At 71.1% G+C, this 25,322-nt stretch carries 23 protein-coding genes; 10 read left to right on the plus strand and 13 right to left on the minus strand.

From position 1 onward, the window contains the following. The first annotated feature begins 69 nt into the window (after nt 1–69). Both ACIRL2_RS46235 and ACIRL2_RS46240 read left to right on the plus strand, forming a co-directional pair. On the plus strand, nt 70–1,242 hold the full coding sequence (locus tag ACIRL2_RS46235; RefSeq protein ID WP_402240981.1) for a sensor histidine kinase: 1,173 nt from the start codon (nt 70–72) through the stop codon (nt 1,240–1,242). Further along, on the plus strand, nt 1,217–1,879 hold the full coding sequence (locus tag ACIRL2_RS46240) for a response regulator (RefSeq protein WP_402240983.1): 663 nt from the start codon (nt 1,217–1,219) through the stop codon (nt 1,877–1,879). Before ACIRL2_RS46235 ends, ACIRL2_RS46240 begins: the two co-directional genes overlap by 26 nt. Before the next feature lie 269 nt (nt 1,880–2,148). On the opposite strand, the gene ACIRL2_RS46245 is transcribed toward ACIRL2_RS46240, so the two are convergent. The 4 genes from ACIRL2_RS46245 to ACIRL2_RS46260 form a co-directional block, all read right to left on the minus strand. Next, nucleotides 2,149–2,568 (minus strand): MerR family transcriptional regulator, encoded by a 420-nt coding sequence (locus ACIRL2_RS46245; RefSeq protein WP_395872458.1) that lies wholly within the window; start codon nt 2,566–2,568, stop codon nt 2,149–2,151. A 41-nt stretch (nt 2,569–2,609) separates the two neighbouring features. Further along, nucleotides 2,610–3,677 (minus strand): MDR family NADP-dependent oxidoreductase, encoded by a 1,068-nt coding sequence (locus ACIRL2_RS46250; protein WP_402240985.1) that lies wholly within the window; start codon nt 3,675–3,677, stop codon nt 2,610–2,612. Between the two features lie 514 nt (nt 3,678–4,191). Continuing rightward, nucleotides 4,192–4,869 carry a class I SAM-dependent methyltransferase gene (locus ACIRL2_RS46255; RefSeq protein ID WP_395872461.1) on the minus strand — a complete coding sequence of 226 codons (678 nt, stop codon included), beginning with the start codon at nt 4,867–4,869 and terminating at the stop codon, nt 4,192–4,194. Nucleotides 4,870–5,380: 511 nt separating this feature from the next. Continuing rightward, entirely contained in the window at nt 5,381–6,622 is a 1,242-nt protein-coding gene (locus ACIRL2_RS46260; protein ID WP_402240987.1) for a methyltransferase domain-containing protein, read from the minus strand. A gap of 378 nt (nt 6,623–7,000) precedes the next feature. Here ACIRL2_RS46260 and ACIRL2_RS46265 point away from each other — a divergent pair, with 378 nt between their 5' ends. The 3 genes from ACIRL2_RS46265 (at nt 7,001) to ACIRL2_RS46275 (ending at nt 10,023) form a co-directional block, all read left to right on the plus strand. Then, the gene (locus tag ACIRL2_RS46265; RefSeq protein ID WP_402240989.1) at nt 7,001–7,333 is read left to right on the plus strand and encodes an SH3 domain-containing protein; all 333 of its coding nucleotides are present in this window, start codon (nt 7,001–7,003) and stop codon (nt 7,331–7,333) included. Nucleotides 7,334–7,837: 504 nt separating this feature from the next. Beyond that, nucleotides 7,838–8,914: a hypothetical protein gene (locus ACIRL2_RS46270; RefSeq protein WP_402240991.1), complete on the plus strand. Its 1,077-nt coding sequence runs from the start codon at nt 7,838–7,840 to the stop codon at nt 8,912–8,914. Nucleotides 8,915–8,916: 2 nt separating this feature from the next. Then, entirely contained in the window at nt 8,917–10,023 is a 1,107-nt protein-coding gene (locus ACIRL2_RS46275) for a hypothetical protein (RefSeq protein WP_402240992.1), read from the plus strand. Between the two features lie 221 nt (nt 10,024–10,244). Here the strand turns inward: ACIRL2_RS46275 and ACIRL2_RS46280 are convergent, their stop codons facing one another. From ACIRL2_RS46280 to ACIRL2_RS46290, 3 genes are all read right to left on the minus strand, one after another. Then, nucleotides 10,245–10,979 carry a DUF1365 domain-containing protein gene (locus tag ACIRL2_RS46280; RefSeq protein WP_402240993.1) on the minus strand — a complete coding sequence of 245 codons (735 nt, stop codon included), beginning with the start codon at nt 10,977–10,979 and terminating at the stop codon, nt 10,245–10,247. Between the two features lie 65 nt (nt 10,980–11,044). Continuing rightward, nucleotides 11,045–12,409: an NAD(P)/FAD-dependent oxidoreductase gene (locus ACIRL2_RS46285; RefSeq protein WP_395872473.1), complete on the minus strand. Its 1,365-nt coding sequence runs from the start codon at nt 12,407–12,409 to the stop codon at nt 11,045–11,047. A gap of 261 nt (nt 12,410–12,670) precedes the next feature. Continuing rightward, nucleotides 12,671–13,894, minus strand: a complete 1,224-nt coding sequence (locus tag ACIRL2_RS46290; protein WP_395872475.1) for a trans-sulfuration enzyme family protein — start codon at nt 13,892–13,894, stop codon at nt 12,671–12,673. Between ACIRL2_RS46290 and ACIRL2_RS46295 the strand changes: the two genes are divergently transcribed. From ACIRL2_RS46295 to ACIRL2_RS46305, 3 genes are all read left to right on the plus strand, one after another. Further along, the gene (locus tag ACIRL2_RS46295; protein ID WP_402240995.1) at nt 13,810–14,706 is read left to right on the plus strand and encodes a PLP-dependent aminotransferase family protein; all 897 of its coding nucleotides are present in this window, start codon (nt 13,810–13,812) and stop codon (nt 14,704–14,706) included. The two genes, ACIRL2_RS46290 and ACIRL2_RS46295, sit on opposite strands and share 85 nt — an antisense overlap. A gap of 493 nt (nt 14,707–15,199) precedes the next feature. Further along, the gene (locus ACIRL2_RS46300) at nt 15,200–16,675 is read left to right on the plus strand and encodes an MFS transporter (RefSeq protein WP_402240997.1); all 1,476 of its coding nucleotides are present in this window, start codon (nt 15,200–15,202) and stop codon (nt 16,673–16,675) included. Nucleotides 16,676–16,939: 264 nt separating this feature from the next. Beyond that, nucleotides 16,940–17,281 (plus strand): hypothetical protein, encoded by a 342-nt coding sequence (locus ACIRL2_RS46305; protein ID WP_402241003.1) that lies wholly within the window; start codon nt 16,940–16,942, stop codon nt 17,279–17,281. 298 nt (nt 17,282–17,579) lie between these two features. On the opposite strand, the gene ACIRL2_RS46310 is transcribed toward ACIRL2_RS46305, so the two are convergent. Then, nucleotides 17,580–18,014, minus strand: coding sequence for a VOC family protein (locus ACIRL2_RS46310; RefSeq protein ID WP_395872483.1), 435 nt, complete (start codon nt 18,012–18,014; stop codon nt 17,580–17,582). A gap of 102 nt (nt 18,015–18,116) precedes the next feature. Between ACIRL2_RS46310 and ACIRL2_RS46315 the strand changes: the two genes are divergently transcribed. Next, nucleotides 18,117–18,719 (plus strand): TetR/AcrR family transcriptional regulator, encoded by a 603-nt coding sequence (locus ACIRL2_RS46315; protein ID WP_402241005.1) that lies wholly within the window; start codon nt 18,117–18,119, stop codon nt 18,717–18,719. Between the two features lie 394 nt (nt 18,720–19,113). Here the strand turns inward: ACIRL2_RS46315 and ACIRL2_RS46320 are convergent, their stop codons facing one another. Next, nucleotides 19,114–19,644: a hypothetical protein gene (locus ACIRL2_RS46320; protein ID WP_402241008.1), complete on the minus strand. Its 531-nt coding sequence runs from the start codon at nt 19,642–19,644 to the stop codon at nt 19,114–19,116. 405 nt (nt 19,645–20,049) lie between these two features. Beyond that, nucleotides 20,050–20,931 carry a hypothetical protein gene (locus ACIRL2_RS46325; RefSeq protein WP_402241011.1) on the minus strand — a complete coding sequence of 294 codons (882 nt, stop codon included), beginning with the start codon at nt 20,929–20,931 and terminating at the stop codon, nt 20,050–20,052. A 722-nt stretch (nt 20,932–21,653) separates the two neighbouring features. Here ACIRL2_RS46325 and ACIRL2_RS46330 point away from each other — a divergent pair. Next, the gene (locus ACIRL2_RS46330; protein ID WP_402241014.1) at nt 21,654–21,998 is read left to right on the plus strand and encodes a hypothetical protein; all 345 of its coding nucleotides are present in this window, start codon (nt 21,654–21,656) and stop codon (nt 21,996–21,998) included. A 439-nt stretch (nt 21,999–22,437) separates the two neighbouring features. Here ACIRL2_RS46330 and ACIRL2_RS46335 read toward each other — a convergent pair whose 3' ends face one another. The 3 genes from ACIRL2_RS46335 to ACIRL2_RS46345 all read right to left on the minus strand — a co-directional run bounded on the left by ACIRL2_RS46335 (nt 22,438) and on the right by ACIRL2_RS46345 (nt 25,053). Next, on the minus strand, nt 22,438–22,833 hold the full coding sequence (locus ACIRL2_RS46335; protein WP_395872493.1) for a PPOX class F420-dependent oxidoreductase: 396 nt from the start codon (nt 22,831–22,833) through the stop codon (nt 22,438–22,440). Nucleotides 22,834–23,197: 364 nt separating this feature from the next. Beyond that, nucleotides 23,198–23,554 carry a VOC family protein gene (locus tag ACIRL2_RS46340; protein WP_402241015.1) on the minus strand — a complete coding sequence of 119 codons (357 nt, stop codon included), beginning with the start codon at nt 23,552–23,554 and terminating at the stop codon, nt 23,198–23,200. A gap of 197 nt (nt 23,555–23,751) precedes the next feature. After that, a complete protein-coding gene (locus tag ACIRL2_RS46345; RefSeq protein ID WP_395872497.1) occupies nt 23,752–25,053 on the minus strand; it encodes a phosphatase PAP2 family protein in 1,302 nt (433 codons plus the stop codon). Nucleotides 25,054–25,322: the final 269 nt, after the last annotated feature.

A 25,322-nucleotide genomic window follows, 5' to 3' on the forward strand; every position in this document is an offset into this window, starting at 1 on the left:
CCCAGGGCGGAGCGACGCCCCGTCCTTTCGGCCGATGCGCGACACGGCGCAGTCCCTAGGCTGAGAACCGTGCTGCGAGACGACCTGCGAACCCTGTGGAACGAACCCCGACCGCCCGACGCGCCCGCCCGGGTGTGGCGGGACTGGGCGCTGCTCGCCGCGGGCCTGGGCGGTGTGATGCTGGAGGCCACCCTGCGCGAGAACGTCGTGTGGCGGCCGGTGGCGGTGGTGTTCGCCCTGTGGCTGTGCCTGCTGCCCCTGTGGCGCCGGCCCCGCCCACTGGCGATGGTCACGCTGGCGTTCGGCTCGGTGATCCTGCTCCAGCTGGCCTCACTGCTCGCCGCACCGCGCGAGCCCGTCGGCCTGGACACCGGCGCGGTCGTGCTCGTGCTGGTGTATGCGCTGCCCCGGTGGGGATCGGGACGGGAGATCGTGCTGGGCAGCGCGGTGATCCTCACGACCTTCGCGCTGTGTACCGTCACGTACGAAACCCCGGCCGCCGAACAGGTCGGGGGCTTTGTCTTCCTGTTGCTGCCCGGCTTGATCGGGGCTGCCGTGCGGTTCCGGGTGACCGCTCGCGAGCGGCAGTTGGAGCAGGTACGTTCCCGCGAGCGTGAACAGCTCGCCCGGGAACTGCACGACACGGTGGCCCACCACGTTTCGGCCATGGTGATCAGCGCCCAGGCGGGCCGGGTGCTCGCGGGCACCGACCCGTCCGCCGCCGTCGAGGCGCTGGAGGGGGTCGAGGAGGAAGGGGCGCGCACGCTGGAGGAAATGCGAGCCATGGTCACCGCGCTGCGCAACCGCGGGGCCGGCGCCGAGCTGGCGCCGCCTGCCGGTGTCGCGGATCTGGAGCGCCTGGCGCGCACCCCGGGTGGTCGCCTCAGGGTCGACCTGGGGCTCGACGGCGAACTGGACACGTTGCCCCCGGCCGTGGACGCGGCCGTCTACCGCATTGTGCAGGAGTCGGTGACCAACGCCATGCGCCATGCGGTCAACGCGACCGAGGTCGTCGTCCGGGTCACCGCGGAACGGCACACGGTACGGGTGAGCGTGCGCGACAACGGCCACCGCACCGGCCGAGGCCGTGCCGGATACGGACTTGCCGGCCTGCGCGAGCGCGCTGCCCTGCTCGGCGGCAAACTACAAGCCGGCCCCGGCCCCGACCAGGGCTGGCATGTCGAAGCCGAGCTGCCGAGAGGGAGGACCGAGAGCGGTGCCCATCCGCGTCCTCGTCGCTGACGACCAGACCATCATCCGCACCGGGCTGCGGATCATGCTGAACGCCCAGCCCGACATCGAGGTGGTCGGCGAGGCCGCCGACGGACGGGAAGCGGTACGTCTGGCCCGCGAACTGCGCCCCGACGTCTGCCTGTTCGACATCCGCATGCCCGTGATCGACGGGCTTGAGGCCACCCGGTTGGTCACCGGCCCGGGCGTCGCCGACCCGCTGGCCGTGGTCGTCATCACCACTTTCGACCTCGACGAGTACGTCTACGGCGCGCTGCGTGCCGGCGCCCGCGGATTCCTCCTCAAGGACACGGGACCAGACCTTCTGGCCCAGGCCGTACGGTCGGCGTCCGGCGGTGAGGCGCTCATTGCGCCCAGCGTCACCGTCCGTCTGCTCCAGGCATTCGCGGACCTGCCCGCCGGCCGGCCCGCGGCCCAGCCGGTCTCCCCCGTCACCGCCCGCGAGGAGCAGGTGCTCCTCGCCGTCGCTCGCGGGCTGACCAACACCGAGATCGCCGATGCACTGCACATCAGCCTCAGCACGGTGAAGACACATCTGGCCAGCCTGATGGCCAAACTCGGCGCCCGCAACCGGGTCGAGATCGCGATGTGGGCCTACGAAACGCGCCGTATCCTCCCCGGAACCTGAGCCGGATGCCGGGCCATGTCCCATGAGTCCCCGCCCGGACATCAGTGCACCCGTCGGCTCACGTCGACTCCACGTGCCTCACCGCCCCAGAGCGTGACGTACCAGGAGGCCGGAACCGAAACGGTGAGACACCCGATTCGACAAGACTCCCGACAGCCACCTCGCCAGCCGCCACCTGCACGCCCGGAATCAACGTCTCGATGCTCGGCATCCGTGGATGGTACTTCCCGGGCAGGCCCGATCCCGCCGCGGTCCGGTGCCTCGGCCGGTCAGGCCGCCCGGTTCGGGCTGCCGGCGGGGAACATGTCACCGAAGCGGTGGGCGAGGGCGTCGGCCAGACGGGTCCTGGCCTCGGTCAGGCGGGCGATGCGGGCGTCCAGCTCCGCCAGGCGGCGCACGGCGACCTCGGCGACGGGGCAGTCGCCCGCACGGACCCGGGGACCCGGGCCCGGGGGCTCGCCGTGGAGCGGGAAGACCATGTCGAGGACGTCGATGAAGTCCTTCAGGTCGCCGATGGTCAGACCGGCTTCGAGAAGTCGGCGTACGGCCGACAACCGATGCACGTCCTCCGCTTCGTACTCGCGGTGGCCGGACGCCGAACGCCCGGCCCTGAGCAGGCCCTCCTGCTCGTAGTAGCGCAGGGCCCGAGGGGTCAGGCCGGCGGCTGCCGCCGCATCACCGATACGCACGCGTGATCCTTTCGGGGCGGGTGCCCGGGCACGGTCACGCATCACAATTCCACGAGCACCGCACCGATGTGTCGTCCCTCCAGCAGTTCACACAACGCCCGGGGCGCCTGATCGATGCCGGAGAGCCGGACGTGCGGGAAGGCGAGGGTGCCCGCGCGCAGACCGCGCCCGAACGCGCGCATGCCCTCGGGGATCGCGTCCAGGTGATCGATGCCCGCCATGCCGCGCAGGGTGATCCCGCGCAGGATGAGCGCGCCGGTGTCCACTTCGACGGGAGCGGAGAACCCGCCGCCGAGTTGACCGGAGAGCGCACCGACCAGGCCGACGCGGGCACCGCGATTGGCCACCGCCAGGGCCGCCGTCAGTTGCTCGCCGCCCACGTTGTCGAAGACCGCGTCCAACCCCTCGGGAGCCGCTTCGCGCAACTGCTCCTCGATCGGGGCGCCGCCCCGGAGCACCACGGCGTCGTATCCCAACTCCTTGATCAGGTAGTCCGCCTTGCTCCGCGAGCCGGTACTGCCGATCACCCGTCGCGCGCCGCGCAGCCGCGCGAACTGCCCGGCCATCGTCCCGACCCCACCCGCCGCGCCGGTCACGAACACCGTGTCCCCGTGCCGCACTTCGGCACCGCGGACGACGCCGAGCCAGCCGGTCATCGCCTGCGACAAATGCGCGGCCGCGTCGGGCAGCACCGCGGTGTCGACGGGCCGGGCCTCGCCGACGTCGACGGCCGCGTACTCGCGCCAGCCCCGCATGTGCGTCACGAGATCTCCGGGCACCAACTCGCCGCCGGGTGCCGCGACCACCTCCCCGAGCGCGGGCCCCCACATCGGCTCGCCCAACTCGGCCGCCGGGACGGGCAGATCGTCGCCACCCTCCACCAACGTCCGCATCACCGCGACCACGCTCATCAGCCGATTGCGCACGAGCACCTGCCCGGCCCTCACCTCGGGGACCGGAACCCGGACCAGCTCGAAGTCGTCGACCTTGAGCGCCCCGTCCGGCCTGGCTCGCAACCACACCTCGCGCTGCTCGGCGGGGACGGCGGGGACGGCGGGGACGGCGGGGACGGCGGGGACGGCGGGCACAGCGGAAACGTCGCCAGTCATCACAACTCCTGGGATCCGAGGATTGGGTCGCAACGACGGTAGAACTTGACGCTTACGTCAAGTTCAAGCCCTGCGTCGGAATTCGTCTCCGGTGCCGCCCACTTCGGCCTCCCGGCCGCGACCCGCCTCGTGGTGCCGGCCCGGCGCCCTTCGATCGGCCGGTCCGCGCACAGCGTCCGGCCGCCGACAGGTGCCTCGACGGCGATCGCCGGGTCGACGAAACCCAGTCGGTTCCCGGCCGGTCGTCGGCGCGGCGACGGTACAGGACGTCCACCACTGGACAACCCCGAGGACGAGGACTCCCTGACGGATGTCGCAGGCCGTCAGCGTCGGCAGGCCGCGACCTCGCGCAGGATTGCGCCCGATGTCACCAGCCGGGTACCCGGGTCGAAGGGCATCGTCGCGTGCGCACGGCGGCGCACCCGAACTTCCGCTGCGGTGGCTCCGGTTCTCGGTCGTCGAACGTCGGTCGTGCGGGGTGTTCCGGTTGATCGGGTTCGGGCCCGGCCCCTGGTCAGGTGTGTCGGCCGGTGTGCTTGTGCGTTACGAAGGTGTCGGTCACGTACGGGATGTCCATCGGGTCGGGGCGTGTGGCCAGGTGTTCGTGCAGTCGCGCGAAGAATGCCTCGTGCTCGGCCTCGGGCATCGCGTTGACGTAGCTGAGTGTCGCGATGCGGTCGGCGAGTTGCGCGTGGGTGAGCGTCTCGGTCCAGTGGAAGCTGCGGCGCACCGCCGGTACGTAGTGGCCCGAGGCGTCGAGGTCGGTGCGGAAGTCGCGGCCCACCTCGTACGGCTGGAACTCCTTCCACTCGGTGACCTCGCTCAGCGCGAGCGCCTCCGCGTCCGACTCGTCGCGCTCGTTCCACACCAAAGCAAGGCCGCCGCCCGGGCGCAGTACGCGGGCGATCTCGCGCAACGCGGCGGGGCCGTCGAACCAGTGGAACGCCTGCGCGACCACAACCGCGTCGAACGAGGCGTCGGGGAAGGGAATTTCCTCGGCGGTGCCGCTGTGCAGCGAGACCCCGGGCAGTGCCGCGGCGAAGGCGGCCCGCATCGCCTCGGACGGTTCGACCGCGGTGACTCCGACGCCCAGCGCGGCCAGTTCGGCGGTCATCCGGCCGGTCCCGGCCGCGAGATCGAGCACGTCGCGACCGGGATCGAGGCCGACCGCGTCGCGGAGATAGGGGATCACCTCGGGACGGTACGCGGGCCGCGCCCGGTGGTAGCGATCGGCGCCGGACCCGAATCCCCGGCGAGCAAGCTCACGCATGTCCATGGCACCGCATGGTCCCCGCAACGGCGGCCGTTTACCAGGGAAATCCACCCCGCCCGCGTGCGAACGCCACCGGGTACGGGCGTCGGGCCTGCCCTTTGGCCACGAGGCCGCCCGGGGCCCGGCACGGCGGCGCGGCGCGGTACGGCACGGCACGAGCGGGGAGCGGCGCCGCGCCGCCCGCCGTGCCAGGGTCCGGGAGACACGGCCCCTCGCCTGGTCGAGTCCTCACCACGAGCGGGCGCAGGACGGCGCGGCGAGAACGCGACGACACCACCCAAGGCCCTGGGCCGCGGAGCGAACCGGCTTGGAGACACCGGAATCGGCGTGTTCCGGCATGGCCCGCTCGGCCGGCAGTCCGCTCGCGCGGTCCAGGGGGTGAACGACGACGCTCCGGACGACGGTTCGAGTCCCGCCGGCCGGCGGGGAGTCAAGGGCGCGTGTCCGGGCGGGACTTGCCGGCGGGGAGGGGGTTCGAGGGATCGTCCAGCCACGGGGTCTGTCCGTTGGAGGTGGCGGTGAGACCGAAGCGGGTGCGTTCGGGGCGTCCGTGGTCGATCCACCAGGTGAGCGCGGCCTCGACCTCGGCGAGGATCGGGCGGGGGCCGTGTGCCGCCGTCACGGACACGTCCGTGCCCGGGGTGTGGTCGACGCAGGCCCAGGAGCGGGTGTCCGCGTCGACCAGCCACAGGGTGAACTCGTCGTCGCCCGGCGCCGCGCCCGGGGGGCGGCCGACCGAGCGGCGCACTCCGGGGACGAACACGCCGACGCAGAAGGCGGCGTCGCGGTCGTCGATCACAAGCCGGGGGTCGAGGGTGGTGCTACCGGGTACGCCGGGGTCCTGTTCGCTGACGGTGTCCATGACGGCGCCGCGCACGCCCTGGCCGCGTTCCCACATGAACGCAGCGTCGCCCACCACCCGTCCCGACGCACGCGGCCCGGAGTCGGCGTCCGCGTCGACGTCCAGAACGAGCAGCACGCCGTTGTACAGGGCGCTCCCCCACGGGGTGACGATCCGACCCCCGGGGCGTGTCTGGGTGATCCACGCGTGCGGGATCGTGTGAACGGAGAAGGTCGACAACAGCCGATCGTACGGGGCGCGTTCGGCGCTGCCGTGGGTACCGTCGCCGACGGTCAGGTGGGGGTGGTGTCCCGCGCGGTGCAGTGCGGCGCGGGCGTCGGCGGCGACGACGGGGTCGAGTTCGATCGACGCGACCGCGTCGTCCCCGAGTCGGGTGGCGAGCAGCGCGGCGCTGATGCCGACGCCGGTACCGATCTCAAGGACGCGGTGTCCCTCGTGCGCGTCGAGGAGGGCGAGCATGGAGGCGACCATGCGCGGCATGCTCGCGCTGCTGGTCGGGCGTAGCGAGAACTCCGGTGCGCGGGTGCCGTCCTCGACCTGGGTGATCAACGCGGTGTCGGTGTGGACGAGGGTGCGCCAGCGTGCGGGGTCGGTGGTGCGATCCAGGCGGTGGTACCCGTCGTGTGCCGGAACCCACACCCGCTCGGGCAGGAACGCCTCGCGGTCGACCCGGTCCCACGCATCGGCCCAGTCCGGCGTGAGCCAACCACCCGCGGCCAACTCGGCCGCCAGGGCGGCGGCGGCGCGCACGATCGCGGCGCCGGTCGAGGGGGTGGTGCCGGGGGCATCGACCCCGGGGGCTGTGCTCATTTCTCCGGCGGGGCGGGCGGGTTCGGCTCCGGCTGCGGGATCGGCCGCCCGGGTTGCTGACCGTCGCCCTCGATCGGATCGTCCCCGCCACGATGACGTCCGGGCATCGTCGCCTCCACGGCTTTGGATCGAAAGCGTCACCCAATGTAGGCGAACGCACACCATAACGAAACGAATTCGGTGAACTCATCCCACGTGGAAGGCCGCGCTCGGCCTCCCCGACACGGTCGCGGTCAAGGTCGACTCCCCGCTGGCGCATGATGGCCATTTCGCGCGGACGGTATGACGATCACGGCAGATGACCATGAAACCTCAACGGGAAGCGGATCCCCCGGTGTTGGATTCGGGCAACAGTGCTCAAGACGAGGGGTGGCGCACATGGTGAAGAAGACGCTGGTGGGTGCGGGTCTGGTCGCCCTGATGGCCTTCGGTCTCGCGGCGCCCGCGCAGGCGGCGGGTACGTCCACCGCGGCCGCGTCCTGTTCGAGCGGCATGTACGTCAAGGCCAAGACGAACCTCAAGATTCGCGCCACCCCGACGACCCAGAGCACTGCGCTCGGCGTCTTCCCCGGGGGGAGCAGGGCCTGCAACGTCGCCCAGGGGTGGGGGCAGAATCTGGACGTCTGCGGCGAGAAGAGCAACGTGTGGCAGAAGATCCGCTACGGGAGCACCACCGGCTGGATCCCTCGCGCCTGCGCGATCTACCCCTGACCGAGCCAGGGCCGCCCGCCCGTTGATGGTGCGCGTCGACCACGACGCGCCGCCGGGAGCCGCTCGCTCGCACACGATCCGTTCCCGAAGCACCCCGATGCCTCCGGTGACCCTTCGCCGGAGGCATCGCGGCGTGCGAGCACCGTTCCGCCCGGAGGTCACCTCACCCGGCACCACACCACCCGCGTACCGGATCCCGGCATCCTTCCAGGTAAGCCGGCAGGTCAGGCCCGAACCGGAGGGCATCGTCAACGGTGACGCCGCACGTGCGGCCGGCTCCCGTAGGGGTCGGACGGTCGCGATGTGGACCCGCGTCCCATCAAGGGATGCCGCCCGCCGTTCCGCCGCCCCACCCGTTCGCGCCGAAACCGTGCACTCGCGCGTCGATGGACGATGTCCCCTGCCGACGCGCCCGCTTGGTCATGAAGATTGGCTGTTTGCCCTCTATTCACAAGTGGACGAGCGCCCATAGGCTGAGCGACCTTCGCGTTCTCGGGAGGTGTCGTGAACGGTCTCCGTGCGCTCCTCGTCTGCCTTGTGATCGCGTGTGCCGCGGTGGTGTCGCCGGTTGCGGCGGTGTCCCCGGCCGCGGCCGTGACGCCGGGTTGGTCGGCCCTGCCGGTGCCGGCGGCCGCCCCGCAGGTGATCGTGTCCGATCTCGCCGCGCGCGGACCGGGCGAGGCGTGGGCAACCGGGTACGAGCAGGCCGCCGATGGACCGCGGCCGATGTTGTACCGGTGGGACGGCACGGCGTGGAGCCGGGACACAACCTTCCCCGGCGCCGGCGAACCGGGTTGGCTCGGCAAGGTGCAGTTCGTCGGCGACGAGGTGTGGATCCTGCGCAACCGCGCGGGAGCGGTCGAGATCCTGCGCCGATCGATGGGCGGGTCGGGAGGATGGAGTGCCGTCTCGCTGCCGCAAACCCTGTGGACCTACCAGGACTTCACCGCGGTGCCGGGTGCCGCGTGGGTGGTCGGTGAAGACGAAACCGGGCTGAAGGTGTTGTACTACGACGGTTCCGGCTGGGCCACGCAAACCACTCCGGACGGTGTGTTGTTCCTGATGGGGATCACCGCGCGTACCGCCACCGACGTCTGGGCCTGGGCGGACACCGACACCGGGACCACCATCCTGCGCTGGAACGGCAGGGTGTGGCGGGACGCGAAGGTGTCGCTGCCGCCGAACAGCAACGTACACACGATCCTGCTCGAACCGTCCGGCCGGATCACGATCGGCGGCAGCCGGTACACCGACGGCGTGGCCCGCACCTACCTGATGACCGGGAACGGGCGCGCCTGGCACACCACTTACCCGCCGTTGGGCGATACCTACACCGAGGCCATGGTGCGCGGCCCCGACGGTGCGCTGTGGCTGCCGGTGCGCAGCGACCGCGCGTTCCAGTCGAAGTACGCGCGGGTGGGCGGCTCCCGCACCACCTTCTCCTACGGCCCGGTGCGCGCCAACGCGATCGACGTCAAACCGCGTGCGCTGGCGACCGCCGGGTTCTCGCTGCTGTCCTTCGGGACCGTCGAGATCTACGGCTCGAAACCGAACCTGATGAGTGAGCGGCTGGGAGGCTGACCATGGCACGCCGACTGCTCGTCGCGGCCCTCGCCGTCGCCATGACCATGACCATGACGGCCTCGGTCGCGGCGGAAAACCTGTCCTGGCAACACGTTCCGGTCCCGGCGCAGGTACGCCCGCAGGCCGGGCTGAACGAGGCCGTGGCGTTCGGGCCGGACCGCGCGTGGGCGGTGGGTACCGACGCCGTCGGTCGCCAGGCGCCGGGCTTCCCGCTGGTGCTGCGCTGGGACGGAACCGCGTGGCAGCGCCAGAGTCTGCCCGGGATCGGCTGGCAGGGGGAACTGCTGTCCATCGCCGCGACCTCACCGACCGCGATCTGGGCGGTCGGCCGCGACTCGGCGGGCGGCGCCCGCCTGCTCCGCTCCGATGGCATCGCCTGGTACGAGAGCCGACCGCCGCGCGGTGTCCTGCTCACCGAAGTCGTCGCCGGCGGCGGTGAGACCTGGCTGATCGGTTCGCGGGGCGGCGCGCAGGTCCTACTGCGCTGGGACGGCCGCGGCTGGCGGGACGTGCCGGTGCCGCCGGGTTTCGTGTACGGCCTGCACATCCTGGCGGCCGACGACGTCTGGGCCGCGGGCGCCGGCAACTCGGGTGCGGCCGTGTCGCATTGGAACGGGCAGGCGTGGCAGCAGACGATCGTGGACGGGTTCCCGCGGTCGGCCGTCGGCAGCGTGCTGGCGGTCTCACCGACGGAGGTGTGGGCGGGTGGCACGGCCGGGTTCGTCGGCGGCCCACCGGGCAAGCCGATTCCGCCACTGCTGGTGCGCTGGGACGGGCAGGCGTGGAGCCGGGTGGCCGTGCCCACCGACTTCGGCTCGATCGACTCACTGGCGCCCGGCACATCCGGCGGACTTGCCTGGGTCTCGGTGGCCCGCTCGCAGAAGTGGGGCCCGCCGGGCAGTTATCCGCCGTTGGTCCCCGGGCCGGATCTGCTTGCCTGGAACGGACAGTCGTTCACCGAGTACAGCGAACCGGCGGTGGCTGGGGAAGGTGACTCGTGGGTGCTGCGACTGGCGCCGGTGCCGGGCGCGGCGACGGTGTGGTCGGTCGGCCGTGCCGCCGGTCCCGAAGGCACCTTCGCCCCACGCATCCTGCGGTTCGGCTGACCTGGGGACCAGGGGTCCGTCCGAAGCGGACGACAATCGCCTCGGCCCGTGGCACCTCAACCACGCGCGGCACGCACTCCGTGGCACCTCAACCACGCGCGGCACCCAATCCGTGGTGCCGCCGTGTGACGCGGGACGTACGAACGCCGCGTGCTCGCGGGCGGCCGGCGGATCGGGCCGACGCGTCGGGTGGAGCCGAGTCGGGGCGGCCTCGATCACGGTCAACGCAGGTTGCCTTCGGTCCCGTGTCGCACCACGGGCACGCCGCGCAGCCACAAACCCAGGCCGCGCCGGCGGATCCGGGCCGCACCGAGAAGCGGTGCCACCGGGTGCCGCAGGGTCAGACCGAGCAGGGATCGCACCGTGTACGGGCGTCGCTCCCCTCGCACCCGAGCCACAAACGGCCGCCGCGCACCCGGATGGTGCAACGTGACCGTCAGCGCCAGATCACCGTCCGGCGCGGGCAGGCTCAGCCGATAGCTGCCCGAGACGGGGAGGAACGGCGAAACGTAGAACTCCTTTTCGGCCGCCGCTCTTCCCCGGCCGTCGGTGCGAAGTACGTACGCGTGCCTGCCGCCGTAGGTGTTGTGCACCTCGGCCACCACGCACGCAGGCGTGCCGTCGCGGTGGTGGCACCAGTAGACCGAGAGCGGGTTGAACACATGGCCGAGCACCCGCGCCTGAGTGAGTATCAGCACCCGCCCACCCCGGATGTCGATGCCGTGCGCCGCCGTTGCCCGCTCCAGGGCCGGGCGGACCGGCCCGGTGCCGGCGAAGTGGTCGCGTGCGTCGAATCGGGCCAACGGGCGTAGCGGCCACGGCAGACGCGGCGGCGCGTCGAGATCGATCAGCCACATGAAGGATGGGTACGTGAACACCGAACGCACCGGCTCAGCGCGCACGTGCGTAATGGCGCACTCGAACAACGCCGGTGCGAACGAAGCGGCGGCGGACACCGCCCCGCTCGCGGGGGAGCCGGATCGGGACCCGCGCCCGGGCCCACGCGCGGTCGGGTGCACGGTCACCACCGCCCGCCCAACGACTGTGCCGCCGCCAGGCCCGCGCGGCAGCCGTCCTCGTGGAAGCCCCACCCGTGGTACGCGCCGGCGAACGCGATCCGGTCCCGGTTCAGTTCGGGCAATCGACGCTGCGCGGCGACCGCTTCCGGGGTGAACACGGGGTGTTCGTAGGCCATCCTCGCGAGCACCCGTTCCGGCGCGATCGCCCGGTCGTCGTTGAGCGTGACCACGTACCTCTCGCCGGTCGGCAGCCCTTGCAGCCGGTTCATGTCGTAGCTGACCCGCACGCCCGCCGTGCCGGCCCCGCAGGCCGGGAGGCGGCAGTTCCAGGACGCGTGCGCGCGGCGCGGCAGAAGCGTGGTATCGGTGTGCAACACGGCGCTGCTGCGCTCGTAGGCGAACGCACCGAGCACGTCGCGCTCGTGTCGGGTCGGCCGGTCGAGCAGCGCGAGTGCCTGGGCGGGATGGGTGGCCACGACCGCGCCGGTGTAAGTGCGTACGCCGCCCGCCCGATCGTGCACGGCGACTCCGTCCGGGTGCCGGACCACCGCGTGTACCTCGGTGCACCGGCGGATCCGGGTGATCTGCTTGCCGATCCGCTCCACGTATTCACGCGATCCACCCAGCACGGTGCGCCACCTCGGCGAGCCGGAAACGGCGAGCATGCCGTGGTTGGCGAGGAAGCGGAACAGGTGCCGCGCGGGGTAGTGGGTGGCCAGTACGCCCGGGCAGGACCAGACCGTGGACACCAGCGGCAGCACGAAGTGTTGCGCGAAGTAGGGCGAGAATTCGCGTTCTCGGAGAAACCGGCCGAGGGTGATGTCCGAGTCGCCCGCGAGCAGTTCGTGCGCGGCGCGATGAAACCGGGGCACCGCGCCGAGCATCCGCAGGTACGCCGGTCGGGCCGCGGTCCCCGGGGCGGCGAACAGCCCGCCCGGGCCGCGCCCGCCCGCGTACTCCAGTGTGCAGCCGTCGCAGCGCACGGACATGCTCATCTCGGTTTCGCGGGTGCTCACCCCCAGTTCTCCGAACAGGCGGGTGAGCAGCGGATAGGTGCGTTCGTTGTAGACGATGAAGCCCGAGTCCACCGCGAGCGGCCGGCCGCCCGAGCCGGTCACCTCGTGGGTGTGCGCGTGCCCACCGAGCCGGTGGTCGGCCTCGTACAGGGTCACCTCGCCGGCGGCGCGCAGCACGTATGCGGCGGTCAGACCTGCGATGCCCGACCCGATCACCGCAAAGCGCCGTGGCGGCTCCGGCCCGGAGCCCGAGAGCGCTCCGGACGCATCGGCCCCGCCGTAGGGCCCGCCGCGCTCGTGGGCGTGGCCGTCGCCGCCGAGCCGATCGCCGTCGCCGTAGTGGTTCGCCATCCTCATATCAAGAATTCGTCGCGGCGCCACCGGCGGATGGGTGCGAATCCGAACGGTGTGCGACCACCCGGCACAACGCTGACAGGCCGCAGAAGCCCGAACCGTCCGAACGCGATCCGCACCCCACTCCGCGACTCGACCCCTCGACCTCTCGGCCTCTCGGCCCGCTCAGGGCAGGGCATCACCCTCCCCCGCCGCACACCGCCCGCGTCCGCTTCCGTGGCCGGGGCCTCGAAGCAGGCGGGAGTCTGCGTGTGGAGGTCAGCCCGTGGCGCCGAGGGCCTGGTCGAAGTCGGCCCACACGTCCTCGGGGTCCTCGATGCCCACCGAGACCCGGATGGTGCCCTCGCCGATGCCGACCGCGCGCAACTGTCCGGCGTCGAGTTGACGGTGTGAGGTGCCGGCGGGGTGGACGACCAGCGTCTCCAGCCCGCCGAGCGAGGCCGCGAGCCGGGCCAGGCGTACGCGGTGGACGAAGTCGTGTGCCGCGTCGCGCCCTCCGATCATGTCGAAGGCGAGCATCCCGCCGGGGCCGTCGAGGACCCGGCCGGCGATCTCGTGCCCGGGGTGGCCGGCCAGGCCGGGCCAGTGCACGGCGGCGACGGCCGGATGTCCGACGAGACGCCCGGCCAGGACCTCGGCGACCTCACAGTGCCGCCGCATCCGCAACGGCAGCGTGCGCAGGCCGCGCAGGGTGAGCCAGGCCGCGAACGGGTCGGGATTGACGCCGGTTTCGACGGCGCGTTCCCAGACCCGGTGGTGTGCGCCGGTGTCCGCGAAGACGGCGATGCCGCCGACGACGTCGGAGTGGCCGCCGACGTACTTGGTGGTGGAGTGCACGACGATGTCCGCGCCGTGTTCCAGGGGGCGACACAGCACGGGGGTGGCGAAGGTGTTGTCGACGACGGTGGGCACGTCGTGGGCGCGGGCGACGGCGGCCATCACGGGGATGTCGCACACCTGCGTCATCGGATTGGCGATCGTCTCCAGGTACAGCAGGCGCGTGTTCGGGCGCACGGCGGCCGCCACCTCGGCCGGGTCCTCGCCCGAGACGTAGGTGACCTGCACACCGTAGCGCCGTTCCAGGTCACACAGCGTCGCGAACGTCCCCCCGTACAGGCGGCGTTGTGCGATCACGTGGTCCCCGGACGCGAGGTGGGCACCGAGAACGGCGTTGATCGCACCCATGCCGGAGCCGGTGGCCAGCGCGGCGACCCCGCCCTCCAGGGCGGTCATCGCGGTTTCCAGGGCGTGTGTCGTCGGGTTCCCGTAGCGGCTGTACACACAGGGACCGTCCGACCGGGACATCGCGTCGGCCAACGCGTCGGCGTCGTCGAACGCGAACGTCGACGCCTGGTGGAGCGGAACCGCGATCGGTCGGGAGGGGGGCGCAGCAGGCGTTGGCCCTGCTCGTCCGGCACTGGGTCTCCCCCGGGGACGCGGTCCTGGTGGAGGGGCCGACGTATCCGGGCATGCTCGAGCCATTGCGCGAGGCCGCGGCGGATCCGCTCTGGGCAGAGCGAGACTGGGACGGGCTGGATGTCGAGGCGTGGTGTCGGACGCTGGTCGATCGCCGGCCCGCGTTCGCCTACCTGGTGCCGACCTTCCACAACCCGACTGGGACGGTGATCCCGTCGCTGGTGCGCCGGCGCCTGGTGGAGACGGCGGTCGCGCACGATGTACCGATCGTCGACGACGAGGTGCTCTCGGGCCTGTCCTTCGTCGGCGACCCGCCACCGGGACTCGCGGCGTTCGCCTCCGCCGGACGGATCGTCAGCGTCGGGTCGCTGAGCAAGATCGTGTGGGGCGGCCTGCGAATCGGTTGGATCCGCGCCGACCGCGACCTGATCGCCCGCCTGGCCAGACTCAAGGCCACCCAGGACCTCGGCGGCGACGTACCGGCACAACTGGCCGCCGCCGAACTCGTCCCGAACATCCCCGCCCTCTCCCGCCACCGCGCGCGGTTGCTGCGCGCGCGACACGACCACCTGTGCGCACGACTGACCACGGACCTGCCCGACTGGCATTTTCGCCCGGTGGAGGGCGGCCAGACGTTGTGGATCCGACTGCCGCACGGCGACGGAGGATCCTTCGCACAGACGGCCATGCGGCACGGAGTGGCGGTGCTGCCGGGTTCGTCGCTGCATCCGGCGGGCGGAAACGCCGATTGTGTACGGATCTCCTTCCTCGCCGACGTAGGGGTCCTCGACGAGGCCGTGGACCGCCTGGTCCGCGCATGGAACGCCTATCCGGGAGAGCCGAGGTCGAACACCGTGCCCTCCGGCGTTGCGGTATAGACCACGGGACATCCACGACCCCACCGGATCGCGGTCACAGTCGCAGAAGCCGGGGGCGCAGTCCGACACCGGCAGCGCCTCGTCGCCGCGCTGCGCACCGACATCCCGCCCGGCGTGATCCGGACCAAGCCCGGCCGGACGCCCCGGCCGACTGGTTCCCGGAGGACATGAGCCTCCACGTCGACGACGGGGCCTGTGTGGCTCGGCGAACCGACGTTGCGCTGCCCGCACTCCGGTCGCCACCACGACCGAGCCGGCCGGACGCCTTCCCGGCAACCCTCGACAACGACATCACCCACGATGTTGCCCCGCTGACCGGCGCGGCTTCGGTGCGGCCCGGTGCGGCCCGGTGCGAGATTGACCCATGAAATGACGTTATGAATGAACCATTCCATGGGTCTTTCGCAGACATAGATTTGCTCATGTCAGCAACGAAAGCCCCGGCCCCAGGCCGGGAGAACGCCCCGGTGTCCTCACGAAAGCAGGCTTCGCCATGTCCTCGACCACGTCCCCGACCGTGTCCGCGGCCCCGCCGCGCCGCCGCCTCGGGCCGACCCTGGCACTGCTGGCATTCGCCCAGCTCATCATCTCCGTCGACTACAACATCGTGTACGTCGCGCTGCCCGAGATCGGCGCCGGCCTCGGGTTCTCGGCGCAGAGCCTGCAATGGGTGATCAGCGCGTACGCCGTCGCGTTCGGCGGGTTCCTGCTGCTCGGGGGTCGGGCGAGCGACCTGTTCGGGCCGCGCCGGATGTTCGCCCTGGGCCTGAGCCTGTACGCCGTCTCATCGCTGCTCGGCGGCCTCGCCGGCGGCCCGGGCCTGCTCATCGCCGCCCGGGCGATCCAGGGGGTGGGCGGTGCGTTCCTGTTCCCCGCGACGCTGACGTTGGTATCCACGAGCTTTGCCGAAGGACGGGAGCGGAACCGGGCGTTCGCGGTGTGGGGCACGGCCGGCGGCAGCGGCATGATCCTGGGTTCGCTCCTCGGCGGGGTCCTCACGGACGCCTTCGGCTGGGCGTCGGTCTTCTTCGTCAACGTGCCGCCGGCCGGCGCCGCCGCGCTGCTCGCGTTCGTGCTGATCGCCCCGGACTCGCCGCGCGCCAAGGGGCGTTCGTTCGACCTGGCCGGTGCGCTCACCTCCACCATCGGAGTCACCGCTGTCGTCTTCGCGCTCGTGCAGGGTCCGGAATCGGGCTGGACGTCCCCGGCCGTCCTGACCGCGTGCATCGCGGGCGCCCTGCTGCTCGCCGCCTTCGTCGCCGTGGAGCGCCGCAGCGCCGATCCGCTGCTGCCGCTTCGGCTGTTCGCGAACCGCAACCTGAGTGTGGGCACCGTCGTCACGTTCCTCTACATGGGTACCTTCGGCACGCTGCTGTACTTCCTCACTGTCTACTTCCAGGGCGTGCACGGCTACGACGCGTTGACCACCGGGCTGGCCTTCCTGGTCCCGATGGTGGCGATCGCGGTCGGCTCGCAGACCGCCGGGCGCCTGGCCACCCGGTACGGCATCCGCCCGACCATGATCGCGGCGCTGCTGGTCGGCGCGGGCGGCGCGGTGATCGTCGGCTCCACCATGGCCGTCGGGGCGTCGTACGCCGCGCTCGTCCCCGGGCTCGTCGTGCTCGGCATCGGGCAGGGTGCCGGCTACACCCTGATGTTCGGCGCCGCCGCGCTCGGCGTGCCCGCCGAGGAGCAGGGCATCGCGTCCGGCGTCGCGTCTACCAGCCAGCAGACCGGCGGCGCGGTCGGCCTCGCGCTGCTGGTCGCGGTCGCCAACTCCGGCCTGGACGGCCTCACCGGCGAAGCCCTCCGCGGCGCGACCACCGACGGACTGCGCACCGCGGTGTTCATCGCGGCGGCCGGGATCGCGGTGACCGCCCTGGTGGCCCTGGGCCTGCGCAAGCCGGAGACGAAGCGGATCGCCGAACACACGTCGGCAACCGAGGGACGACCCGTCGTCCACATCTGACGAGACGCCGATGCGCGAACACCGCCCTGCCGGGGCGGTGTTCGCGCATCGGCATGTCGTCGGCATCTCGTCGGCGCGTCATCGGCGTGCGGTCTGCCCAGAAGTCCGTCACGTCGGCGTCACTCCGCCCCCGGAGGCTGACGAAACGCCCGCTTTCCCAGACCCGTTCGGCGAAACGCAGACAGCCGTAGCTTGACCCGGCCGCTACGGAACGGGAGACCGCACCCGGTGAGGCGGATGCCTTTCCGCCGAGACGCGACAGACGTGCCGCCACCCGCATCCCGGCGCAGCGGAAGGGGCGTTGACGGCACCGCTGTTGCCGACGCCTTCCAGACCGCCGCCGTCGTCACCACGACCGCCGTACGGAAGACCGCAGGCGGAACACCCACAGGCGGCCTGCCGCTGGGCCTGCGTATCGCCGCGGCCCGTCTGCGCGAACGCCCGGGATGGGCGGTCGACGACCTGGTCGACCGGCCGGCCGACGAGCGGCACCGTCTGGCGGAGCCGGCGACGGGTGACCTCCCGGTGCGCGGCAGCCTGGAGCTCAGCCGTGCCGCCCGGCGTGGCAGCGCCGACCCGGTCGCTCGGACGGCGGCCCGCGGGTGATGCCTGCTGGGGCTGATGCCGGCGGGCGATGTGGAGAAGCCGGCCTCGCCCACGCCCGCCGAACCACATACTCGGCGAGAACCCCGGCCAGCGCGCGTGGGACGGACCCTCCCCGGCACTCGGATCGGACGCACTGATCACACGGCTCCGGCCCGCCCCGACCAGGGGCGGCACGCGGCCGAGAGGGGAGCGCGGCGCGGAACGGCATCTGCCCGGGGGCCGCGTGTGCCCGGGGGCGGCTGTCCTCGACGCGCCTGTCGACGAGTGGCCGTGACCGTCGGGCTCACGCGCCCTGGGTTCACGGCGTGTGGCCCGGGGCGTACTGCTCGGCGTACTCCCCGGTGGCCGGGACAACGGTGATGACGTCGATCATGACGCCGTCCGGCGCCGCGACGATGAAGTGGCGCTGCCCGAACTCCTCCGTGCGCAGGGAGAGGAGTTCGGGCAGGCCGGCCAGTGTGACCAGCCTGTGGTGTTCGGCGTCGACGTCGTCGACCTCGAAGTTGAGCAGCAGGCCGCCCTGGAGAGGTGTGCGATACCCGTCGGGGATGGTCGGATGGGCGTGGTCGAGCAGGGCGAGTTCGTACTGCGGGGCGTCCGGGCGGTGGAGGCTCACGTACCAGTCGGCCTCGAAGGACACCTCGAACCCGAAGTGTCGGGCGTAGAAGTGGCGTGATGCGGCGACATCGCGGGTGGCGATCACCGGGTAGAAGCTGCCGAGCTTGACCTTCATGACACGTCTCCATCCGCCTGCGGGCCAACTTTCACATACCTTGAGTATGTGAAATGCACGGTAGCATACCCGGGGTATGCGAAAGGAAGGGTGAACCGAGGGATGACTGTCACGAGGGCCGAGCAGCGGGCGGCGACACGGCGGGCACTGCTGGCCGAGGGGCGCCGGAGGTTCGCCGCCGACGGCTATCACGACGTGGTTCTTACCGATGTGGCGCAGGCGGTGGGGGTCACCAAGGGGGCCGCCTATCACCACTTCGACAGCAAGGCCGGACTCTTCCGGGCCGTGGTCGCCGAGGTGCAGCGCGAACTCGGTGACCGGGTCGCGCACGCCGCCGAACCGTACGACGACCCATGGGAGCAACTGCGGGCCGGCTGCCGGGCCTTCCTCGCCGCCGGACGCGATCCGACGGTGCGCCGAATCGTGCTGATCGACGCGCCGGCCGTACTCGGCTGGGACGAATGGCGGGCCATGGACGAAGACTCCTCCGCCCGGCATCTGACCGAGGCTCTCGATGCCCTGGTGGAGGCCGGAGCCATCGCCGACCAACCGGTGGAGCCGCTCGCGCGATTGTTGTCGGGGGCCATGAACGAGGCCGCGCTGTGGCTGGCCCGGTCGGCAAGCACGGAAGCACTGGCACAGACGGAGCAAGCGTTGGACCGACTGCTGAACGGGTTGCGATCCCGGAACAACGAGCAGCCGTGAAAGCGCTGCTCACCACCACTCGTCGAGCCCGAAATCAACACCTTCGACCCCCGCGACGTCGCCGCCACGGCTCACAACCACGTGCACACCGGCAACCTCCTCCATGCCGGGAAGACAATGCGCCGGCGACACACCAGTCCGGTGTCGGGGCCGAGGCCGGGGCCGACTGGTCGGCGCTACCCCGCCTGCTGCCCTACCGATGGGCCTGGTCCGCGCGGTCGGCTCGCTGGAGGGTACTGACCGTGATCCGCCCCCGCCAGCGGATCACCAACCGACGCACACGGCGCGGTTCGCCTGCCGAGAAACGGGTGGGACTCCTCGCCCAAACCCGGCACGAGGCACTGAGCTGGGCGGGGGGTGCGCAGATGTGGGATCCGGGGCGGGTTTGCCGGTGTCACGCGTCGAACCACACGACCAGGCGCACGCCGTCGTCTCCGCAGGATTTCGCGGCCCGTGCCATCTCCGCCCACACCCGCCCCCATCGCCCGTCGGGCGGCACCGCCTCTCGTCGCCGCATGCGTTCGACGCGGAACACGCGCTCGTCGACGGCCCATTCGGTACCCGGTGGGTAATCCGCTCCCCTGACAAGCCCGCCGATTCCGAGGACACGGGCCAGGCGGGGGCTCTGGGTGGACTTGCCGACATATGCGAGCCCGTCGCGGGTCCGGCGGTACTCATGGACCCGATCGTCCAGGCCCTCGGCGGGCTCGTCCCAGTCCACAGCCCTCAGTTGCGCCCAGTCGATCCACGTCGCCCGATCACCGTCGCATTCCGCGTGCCGCGCACGGGCGAGGGCGCAGGCATCGGACGGAAGCCCCCGATCGGCCGCCAGAGGACGGAAGTTCGCCAGATTGCGGACACCGAACAGGCAACCGAACGCGTCGTAGTTCCGATCAATGCCGAACTCCGCGAGATCGACCGCCACCCGCCACTGCCCCCGGCCCCTGCCCAACGCCCGCGTCTCGACGCACCCGTCGATGTCCGTACCCATGAGCCCATTCTCCCGGTGTCGCCGGCGGACCCCGGCAAGCGATCCGACCACACCTCCGCGCCGGGCCTCGGACCGCCTTGCCGCCGGGCAGGGTCAGTATCGGCACGCCGAGCATTGACGCCCATCCGCCGCGAAGCGTTCCATCACCGGCCGGAGACCATTGCCGAAGCTCGCCGGATCCGCGACGCGTCATCGCAACCATCGATCGCCCGGCCTCGGTTCACCCGCCCACGCGACACCGCCGGAGGAACATCCGACGGCGGAACCGGAGAAGCACCCGATACCGAGGACGACCGGCTTGCCCGGGAATCGGCCACGCCGCGCTCACCATGCTCGGGATCAGACTTCGTTGCCGCGGACGTGACGCTTCGTCGGGGGTGGTTGGGCGGGGCCGGACGGTGTGGCGCCGGGGTTGCCTCGCGCCAGACCCTGGCCGGTGCCGCGCTCTTGGGGTTGCGGGTCGGAGGAGCCCGCCGTCGCCGCGTCGCCGCGTGCGGCGCCCAGGCCCAGGCGCGCTTTGTTCGCCGCCTCGATGCCCCCGGCGCCGGTTTCCGTGTCACGGGCCGGCTGCGATGCCGTGGGGGACGGCGCAGGGGTGTCGTTCGGTGTGCGTGCGGCGGATGTCGTCTCGCGTTGGGTGCGGAATTCGCCCAGTTTCGCCAATGCCGCCGCGGAATAGTACGAGTTGTCGCTGTCGAGCAGGGTACGCAGCGGGGCCAGTCTCGCGTCCAGAAGCCGAAGGGTGGACTTGGCCTGTGGGCCGCTCGGCTGGGTTCGGGCATCCTGCCGGTCCGCCGCGGCATCGGCGTCGCGAAAGGTGTCGAGAATCAGCTTTCGCACCGCGGGGAAGCCCTGGGAGGGTCCGGTCGACCAGTTCTCGCCAACCTCGACCTGGGCGGCGGTCACTCCCGGGCGCGCCAAGGCCGCCCGAGTGCGATGTGGGAAGCGGCCGCGGGCGGCTGCCCAGGCGGTGACTTGTGCGAGCGTCTTGCTGTCACGCTCGAGGATCGCGGTGGTCCGCAACGTTTGCAGTTCGCGCAGCCCCTGGTCGAGAGACCGCCAGTAGTCCGGCTGTTCGAGGTCGTCCAGTTGTCGACGAAACAGCCGCTTATCCTTCAGAACGTTGTCCGAAGGAGCGGCCACGGGTTGGCCGACGATCTCCCGGGCACGCGAGGCCGCCTCCCTCAGTCGCTCCCAGCGGGTGTTCTCCTGGTTGACCACCGCAGGTCTCCTCCTCGGGACAGGTCAGGTCGTGGATGCGATCCGCGCCGACAGGATCAATCATCGCGCCCGGTCGTCGCAATTTCGGACTCGACCGCGATGGCCACGTGGGTCGTTCCCCGTACCCGTGTCGAAGGCACGCTCACGGCAAGGACTTTCCAAGCCACCGGGCGTCTCGGGAAACGGTTCACCGACGTGCGGAACGGCTCGACCGCACCGCTCTCCGGTCGGCGGACTACCATGATCCACTGGAGAGAAGGTCGCGCCCGGTGCCCACGCTCCTGGTGGGCCGGGCGTCTACGCACGAAGGCCGGGGGAACGGCATGGCTTGGTGGAACCCGGCGACATGGCGATCGCGCGGACGAGGCGCCGAGGTGCCGGCGGGCGGATCCGGAAGCGGTTCCGAACGCGGATCCGGATCCGAAGCAGCCGCCATCCAGCGGATCAGGCGCGAGTTGTCGACGCGTACCGGCGGCCCCGGCGCCCCTCAAGTGCGGCGCAGAGCGGTCTCACGCACGCGGATGACGGTCGGCGTCCCTTCCAGCCCCGTCGTCCGGCACTCCTCCGGCCGCGATTCGTCGCAGGATCGACCATCGCGAACTCGCCTGTACACACGGACGCGTTCGTATCGGCTGCGAACGGCGGTCGGCGATGGCGTGGGAACGAAGTCGCCGTCCCGACTGCGGCCCAGGACGCCGGGACAACCGGCCCGGGAACACCGCGTGCGCTCCGACGCGGTACAGGCGGCGAGCCGCCTGCGGGGCGCGAGCAGCTTGCGTCGTGCCGACAAGGGCATGGTCCGCCATCAACTCGCCTCCGCCAAGCACACGTCGGGGCGCGTCCACGTGGCCACGAACCGGCGGGAAGGCGCGGCCACCCCCGGAATCGCCGCCTCCGGCTTCGGCGCCGCGGTACGGATAGCCCCCGCCCGGGACGAACTGAGAAGCGGTGCGTTCCGCAAGCCGAAAGCACAGGAACAGGGCCGTTCACAAGCGGACCAAGTGCGGCAATACCTGGACGCCTGGTGGCGCACCCGCTCCACGCGCGGCTCCGAACGCAGCGGGTGACAGCCGCCCGCGACTCACCGCCGCCACCCGTGGCCCCGATCACCCGGCCCCCGAACCCTCAGCGGCCCGCCCCCATCACCGACCACCCGCTCAGGCCGCCCGGCCCATCCGGTCCGGCACAATCACGCGGCAGCCGACATCACTCGCCAGTCGGTCGCGCCCGACCGCATCCGCGCGGTGGTCGCACCACGTTTCGCGTCCCGATGTGGCCGAGGTCGCCGACAGGAGCCGAGGATCGGAACCGGGGCACCGGACGATCGGAGAAGTCCTCGTCCATGACTTCGCCCTCCGCCCGTAGACGATCTCGGTGCGAGGCACGGGGAACCGCAGCGTGTCGCCTCCGCCCGCGACGTGTGGCTGATCGAACCGGGCGGCCGTCCCGGACCGGCTCCGCGCCGCCGACGACACATCGACAGGGCAGAGCGATCCGGGCACCTCACTAGACCGAGAAGCTGTTCACCCTGGTCGGTGTCACGCGGACGATCACCCGGGCGATCTCGTCGGGCTCCGGCGGCGGGGCCTCGCCGAGGTACCTGAGCGAGAGCGCGAGTGGAAGCTCCTTAGCCGGGTCCGGCACGATCTCGGCGGTGCCTCGCAGCTCGACCGAGTGGTAGGGGTTGTCCAGGTCGAAGACCGTGACGCTGACCCGGGGGTCACGACGGAGGTTGCGTACCTTCGCCCGACCCTCGGTCGCGGAGAACACCACGGTGTCGCCGTCCCGCTGATACCAGACCACCGAGGCCTGGGGCCCTCCGTCGGCGTTGAGCGTCGACACGGTGGCGAAGTTCCTGCCGTCGAGCAGCTTGCGCGTCGACTCGTCGAGCGTCGTGGACATGGGGTGCTCCCGGTTCTGTGCATCCGACCCGCGCGCCCCTTGGGGCACTTCGTGTTACGGACCCATCCTCTGCGCCCCCGGACAGCGACGGAAGAAGGCACTTTCATGTCACAGCGGAACATCCAGGTAACGGAACCACCGACCCGATGAGCCGCCCGTGCCCGTCCGGCCTTCCGCTCTGTCGATGACGCCACCGCCGCTCCCGGCGCACGCAGGTCACCGGTGCCACCCGTGGGCGTGCCGATCGTGCTCGCCTTCGAAGTACCGTACGGCGTGCCCCCGTCCGCGCCTCTTTCCCGTCCCGGTTTCGACGCGGCGTTTGCCGGGCGTACATCCCGGTCGACGTCCGTGTTCGGCGCGCCGACTAGGCGGACTGCCATAGTTCGATGCGGTTGCCCTCGGGGTCGGTGACCCAGCCGAAGCGTCCGACGCCCTCCATATCCTGGGTCTCGTCGGCTACATCCGCGCCCTTGGCGCGGAGTTGCGCGAGCATGGCGTCCAGGTCGCGGACCCGGAAGTTCAGCATGGTCTGCTGGGTACGGGAGCCGAAGTAGTCCGTCCCGATCTCGAACGGCGCGAAGACGGTGGGGCCCGCCTCCTGGTGCCACAGACCGTTTTCGTCCGCGTCCAAGCCGAGGCGAGGGCGCGTCGCGCGCGGATGAGCCACCGCAGGCTCTGCTGCCGACCTGCGGCAGCCTGCGCGGCCGCCGGCCCACGGCACGCTCCCGCAACATCACAAACAGGTATGGCCCCCTGCCTGGGGGCCATACCTGTGGTGAGGGGCCATACCTGCCGCTCGAACGGTGCACCTGGCGGGCTCGTGCGACGACCGGCAGTGACGTGGGTGGGCTCATCCGGCGGGAAGAGCGTCGTGGGACCGGGGTCGGACGCGTTCGAACGACTGCGGGCGTGCGACGATCACGCCGGCAGGAGTTGCGGTTCCAATTGCTCCGCCGGCGCAGCCTTCGGCTCCCACAGCCTGGTTGTCCGCACGTAGCAGTAGATGACCGAGGTCATCGCCAGAATGAGCAGTGGTCCGAACACCCACGGATGTCTGGCCATCTCCATCGGCAGATAGCGATATGACACCAAGAGCACCGCGAAAACCGTCGCGCCGTAGCTGACCAACCGAATTCCGGACCGGTTCCAGCCATGGTCGAGCGAGCGCAGCGCCCCCTCTATCGTGAGCACGAACACCACGCCGGCCACGAGGTCCGCGCCGTAGTGGTAGCCGAATCCCAGCGTGGCCGCGAGCGTGCCGATCAACCAGAACGATCCGGCGAATCGGATGAACCGCGATCCCTTGCGGGAATGAATGAAGATCGTGGTGGCCCACGCCGTGTGCAGGCTGGGCATGCAGTTGCGAGGGGTGATCTCGTCGAACCGGAACGGGTGCGGGGTACCGATCGACGGCGGCGTATCCGGCCATAGGTTGGCCACCGCCCACTGCCCGCCTTCGGCGCTGTAGGCGAAGACCGGTCCGACCACCGGGAAGATCATGTAGATGCCGGGCCCGAGCAAACCGATGACCAGAAAGGTCCGCACCAGGTGGTGGCCCGGGAAGCGGCGCTCGACCGCCACATGACGCAGTTGGTACAGCGCGACGATGGCCGCTGCCAGTGGCAGCTGCCCATAGACGCCGCCGAGAACATGGGAGCCGATCGGGTCGGTGGCCTCGAGCATCCGGCCTACCAGCCACGACGGGTCACCCAGTGCGTGATCGGCGGTTGCCACGTACTCGTCGAGCACGTTCGGGCGCGTCACCGACGTGATGAGCAGCCAGGTATCGCCGGTCTTGTGGCCCGCCACCAACAGCAGTCCCAGCCCCGCGCCCTTCAGCAGCAGGACACGTTCCCGGCCGGTACGGCGCGTGAGGGCAATGACCGCGCAGCCCAGAATCACCCACAGCGCGCCGTTGCCGAAGTTCATCCTGGCGTCGACCACCCACCGCACCAACCAGAAGGCGAGGTCGATACCGATTGCCGCACCGGCCGCGATAAACCGCTCCCGCCAGGTGAGCACCACCATCGTCAGCGCCAGGCCCGCGTACAGCAGCGGCCCCGAGTCGGGAGGGAATATCACCTCCCGCGCCTGAGCGGTAATCGGCCCCCCGGAGCCGTAGTGCCGTGCGATGATCTCCAAGGTTATGAGAAATCCGAGGGCTGCCACACTCACCGCGGCCCACAGAATCGCCCGCGACCGACGCTGCACGGCGACCATGCCTTCGCGACTTATTCGCGAAAACTTTCGCAATATTATGAATATCAATTACTCGGCCAATTTTGTTGGATTCCAGTAAATAGATCACCCTTCGTGCCGGATTGCGTGGTTCTTTGGTGAAGGACGGCGCTTGGGGTGATCGTCGTGAGATCGATCATGTTATCGGAGCGCCACGGGCGAGTCCGAAGGCGTTCTTCTCGTGTTTCCACGCCGGTGGCCACCATGGATGCCTACACGCCCGCAGCCGCCTCACCGCTCGGCTCCGTCGA

This window comes from Embleya sp. NPDC127516, from assembly GCF_044765325.1.
GTDB lineage: Bacteria > Actinomycetota > Actinomycetes > Streptomycetales > Streptomycetaceae > Embleya.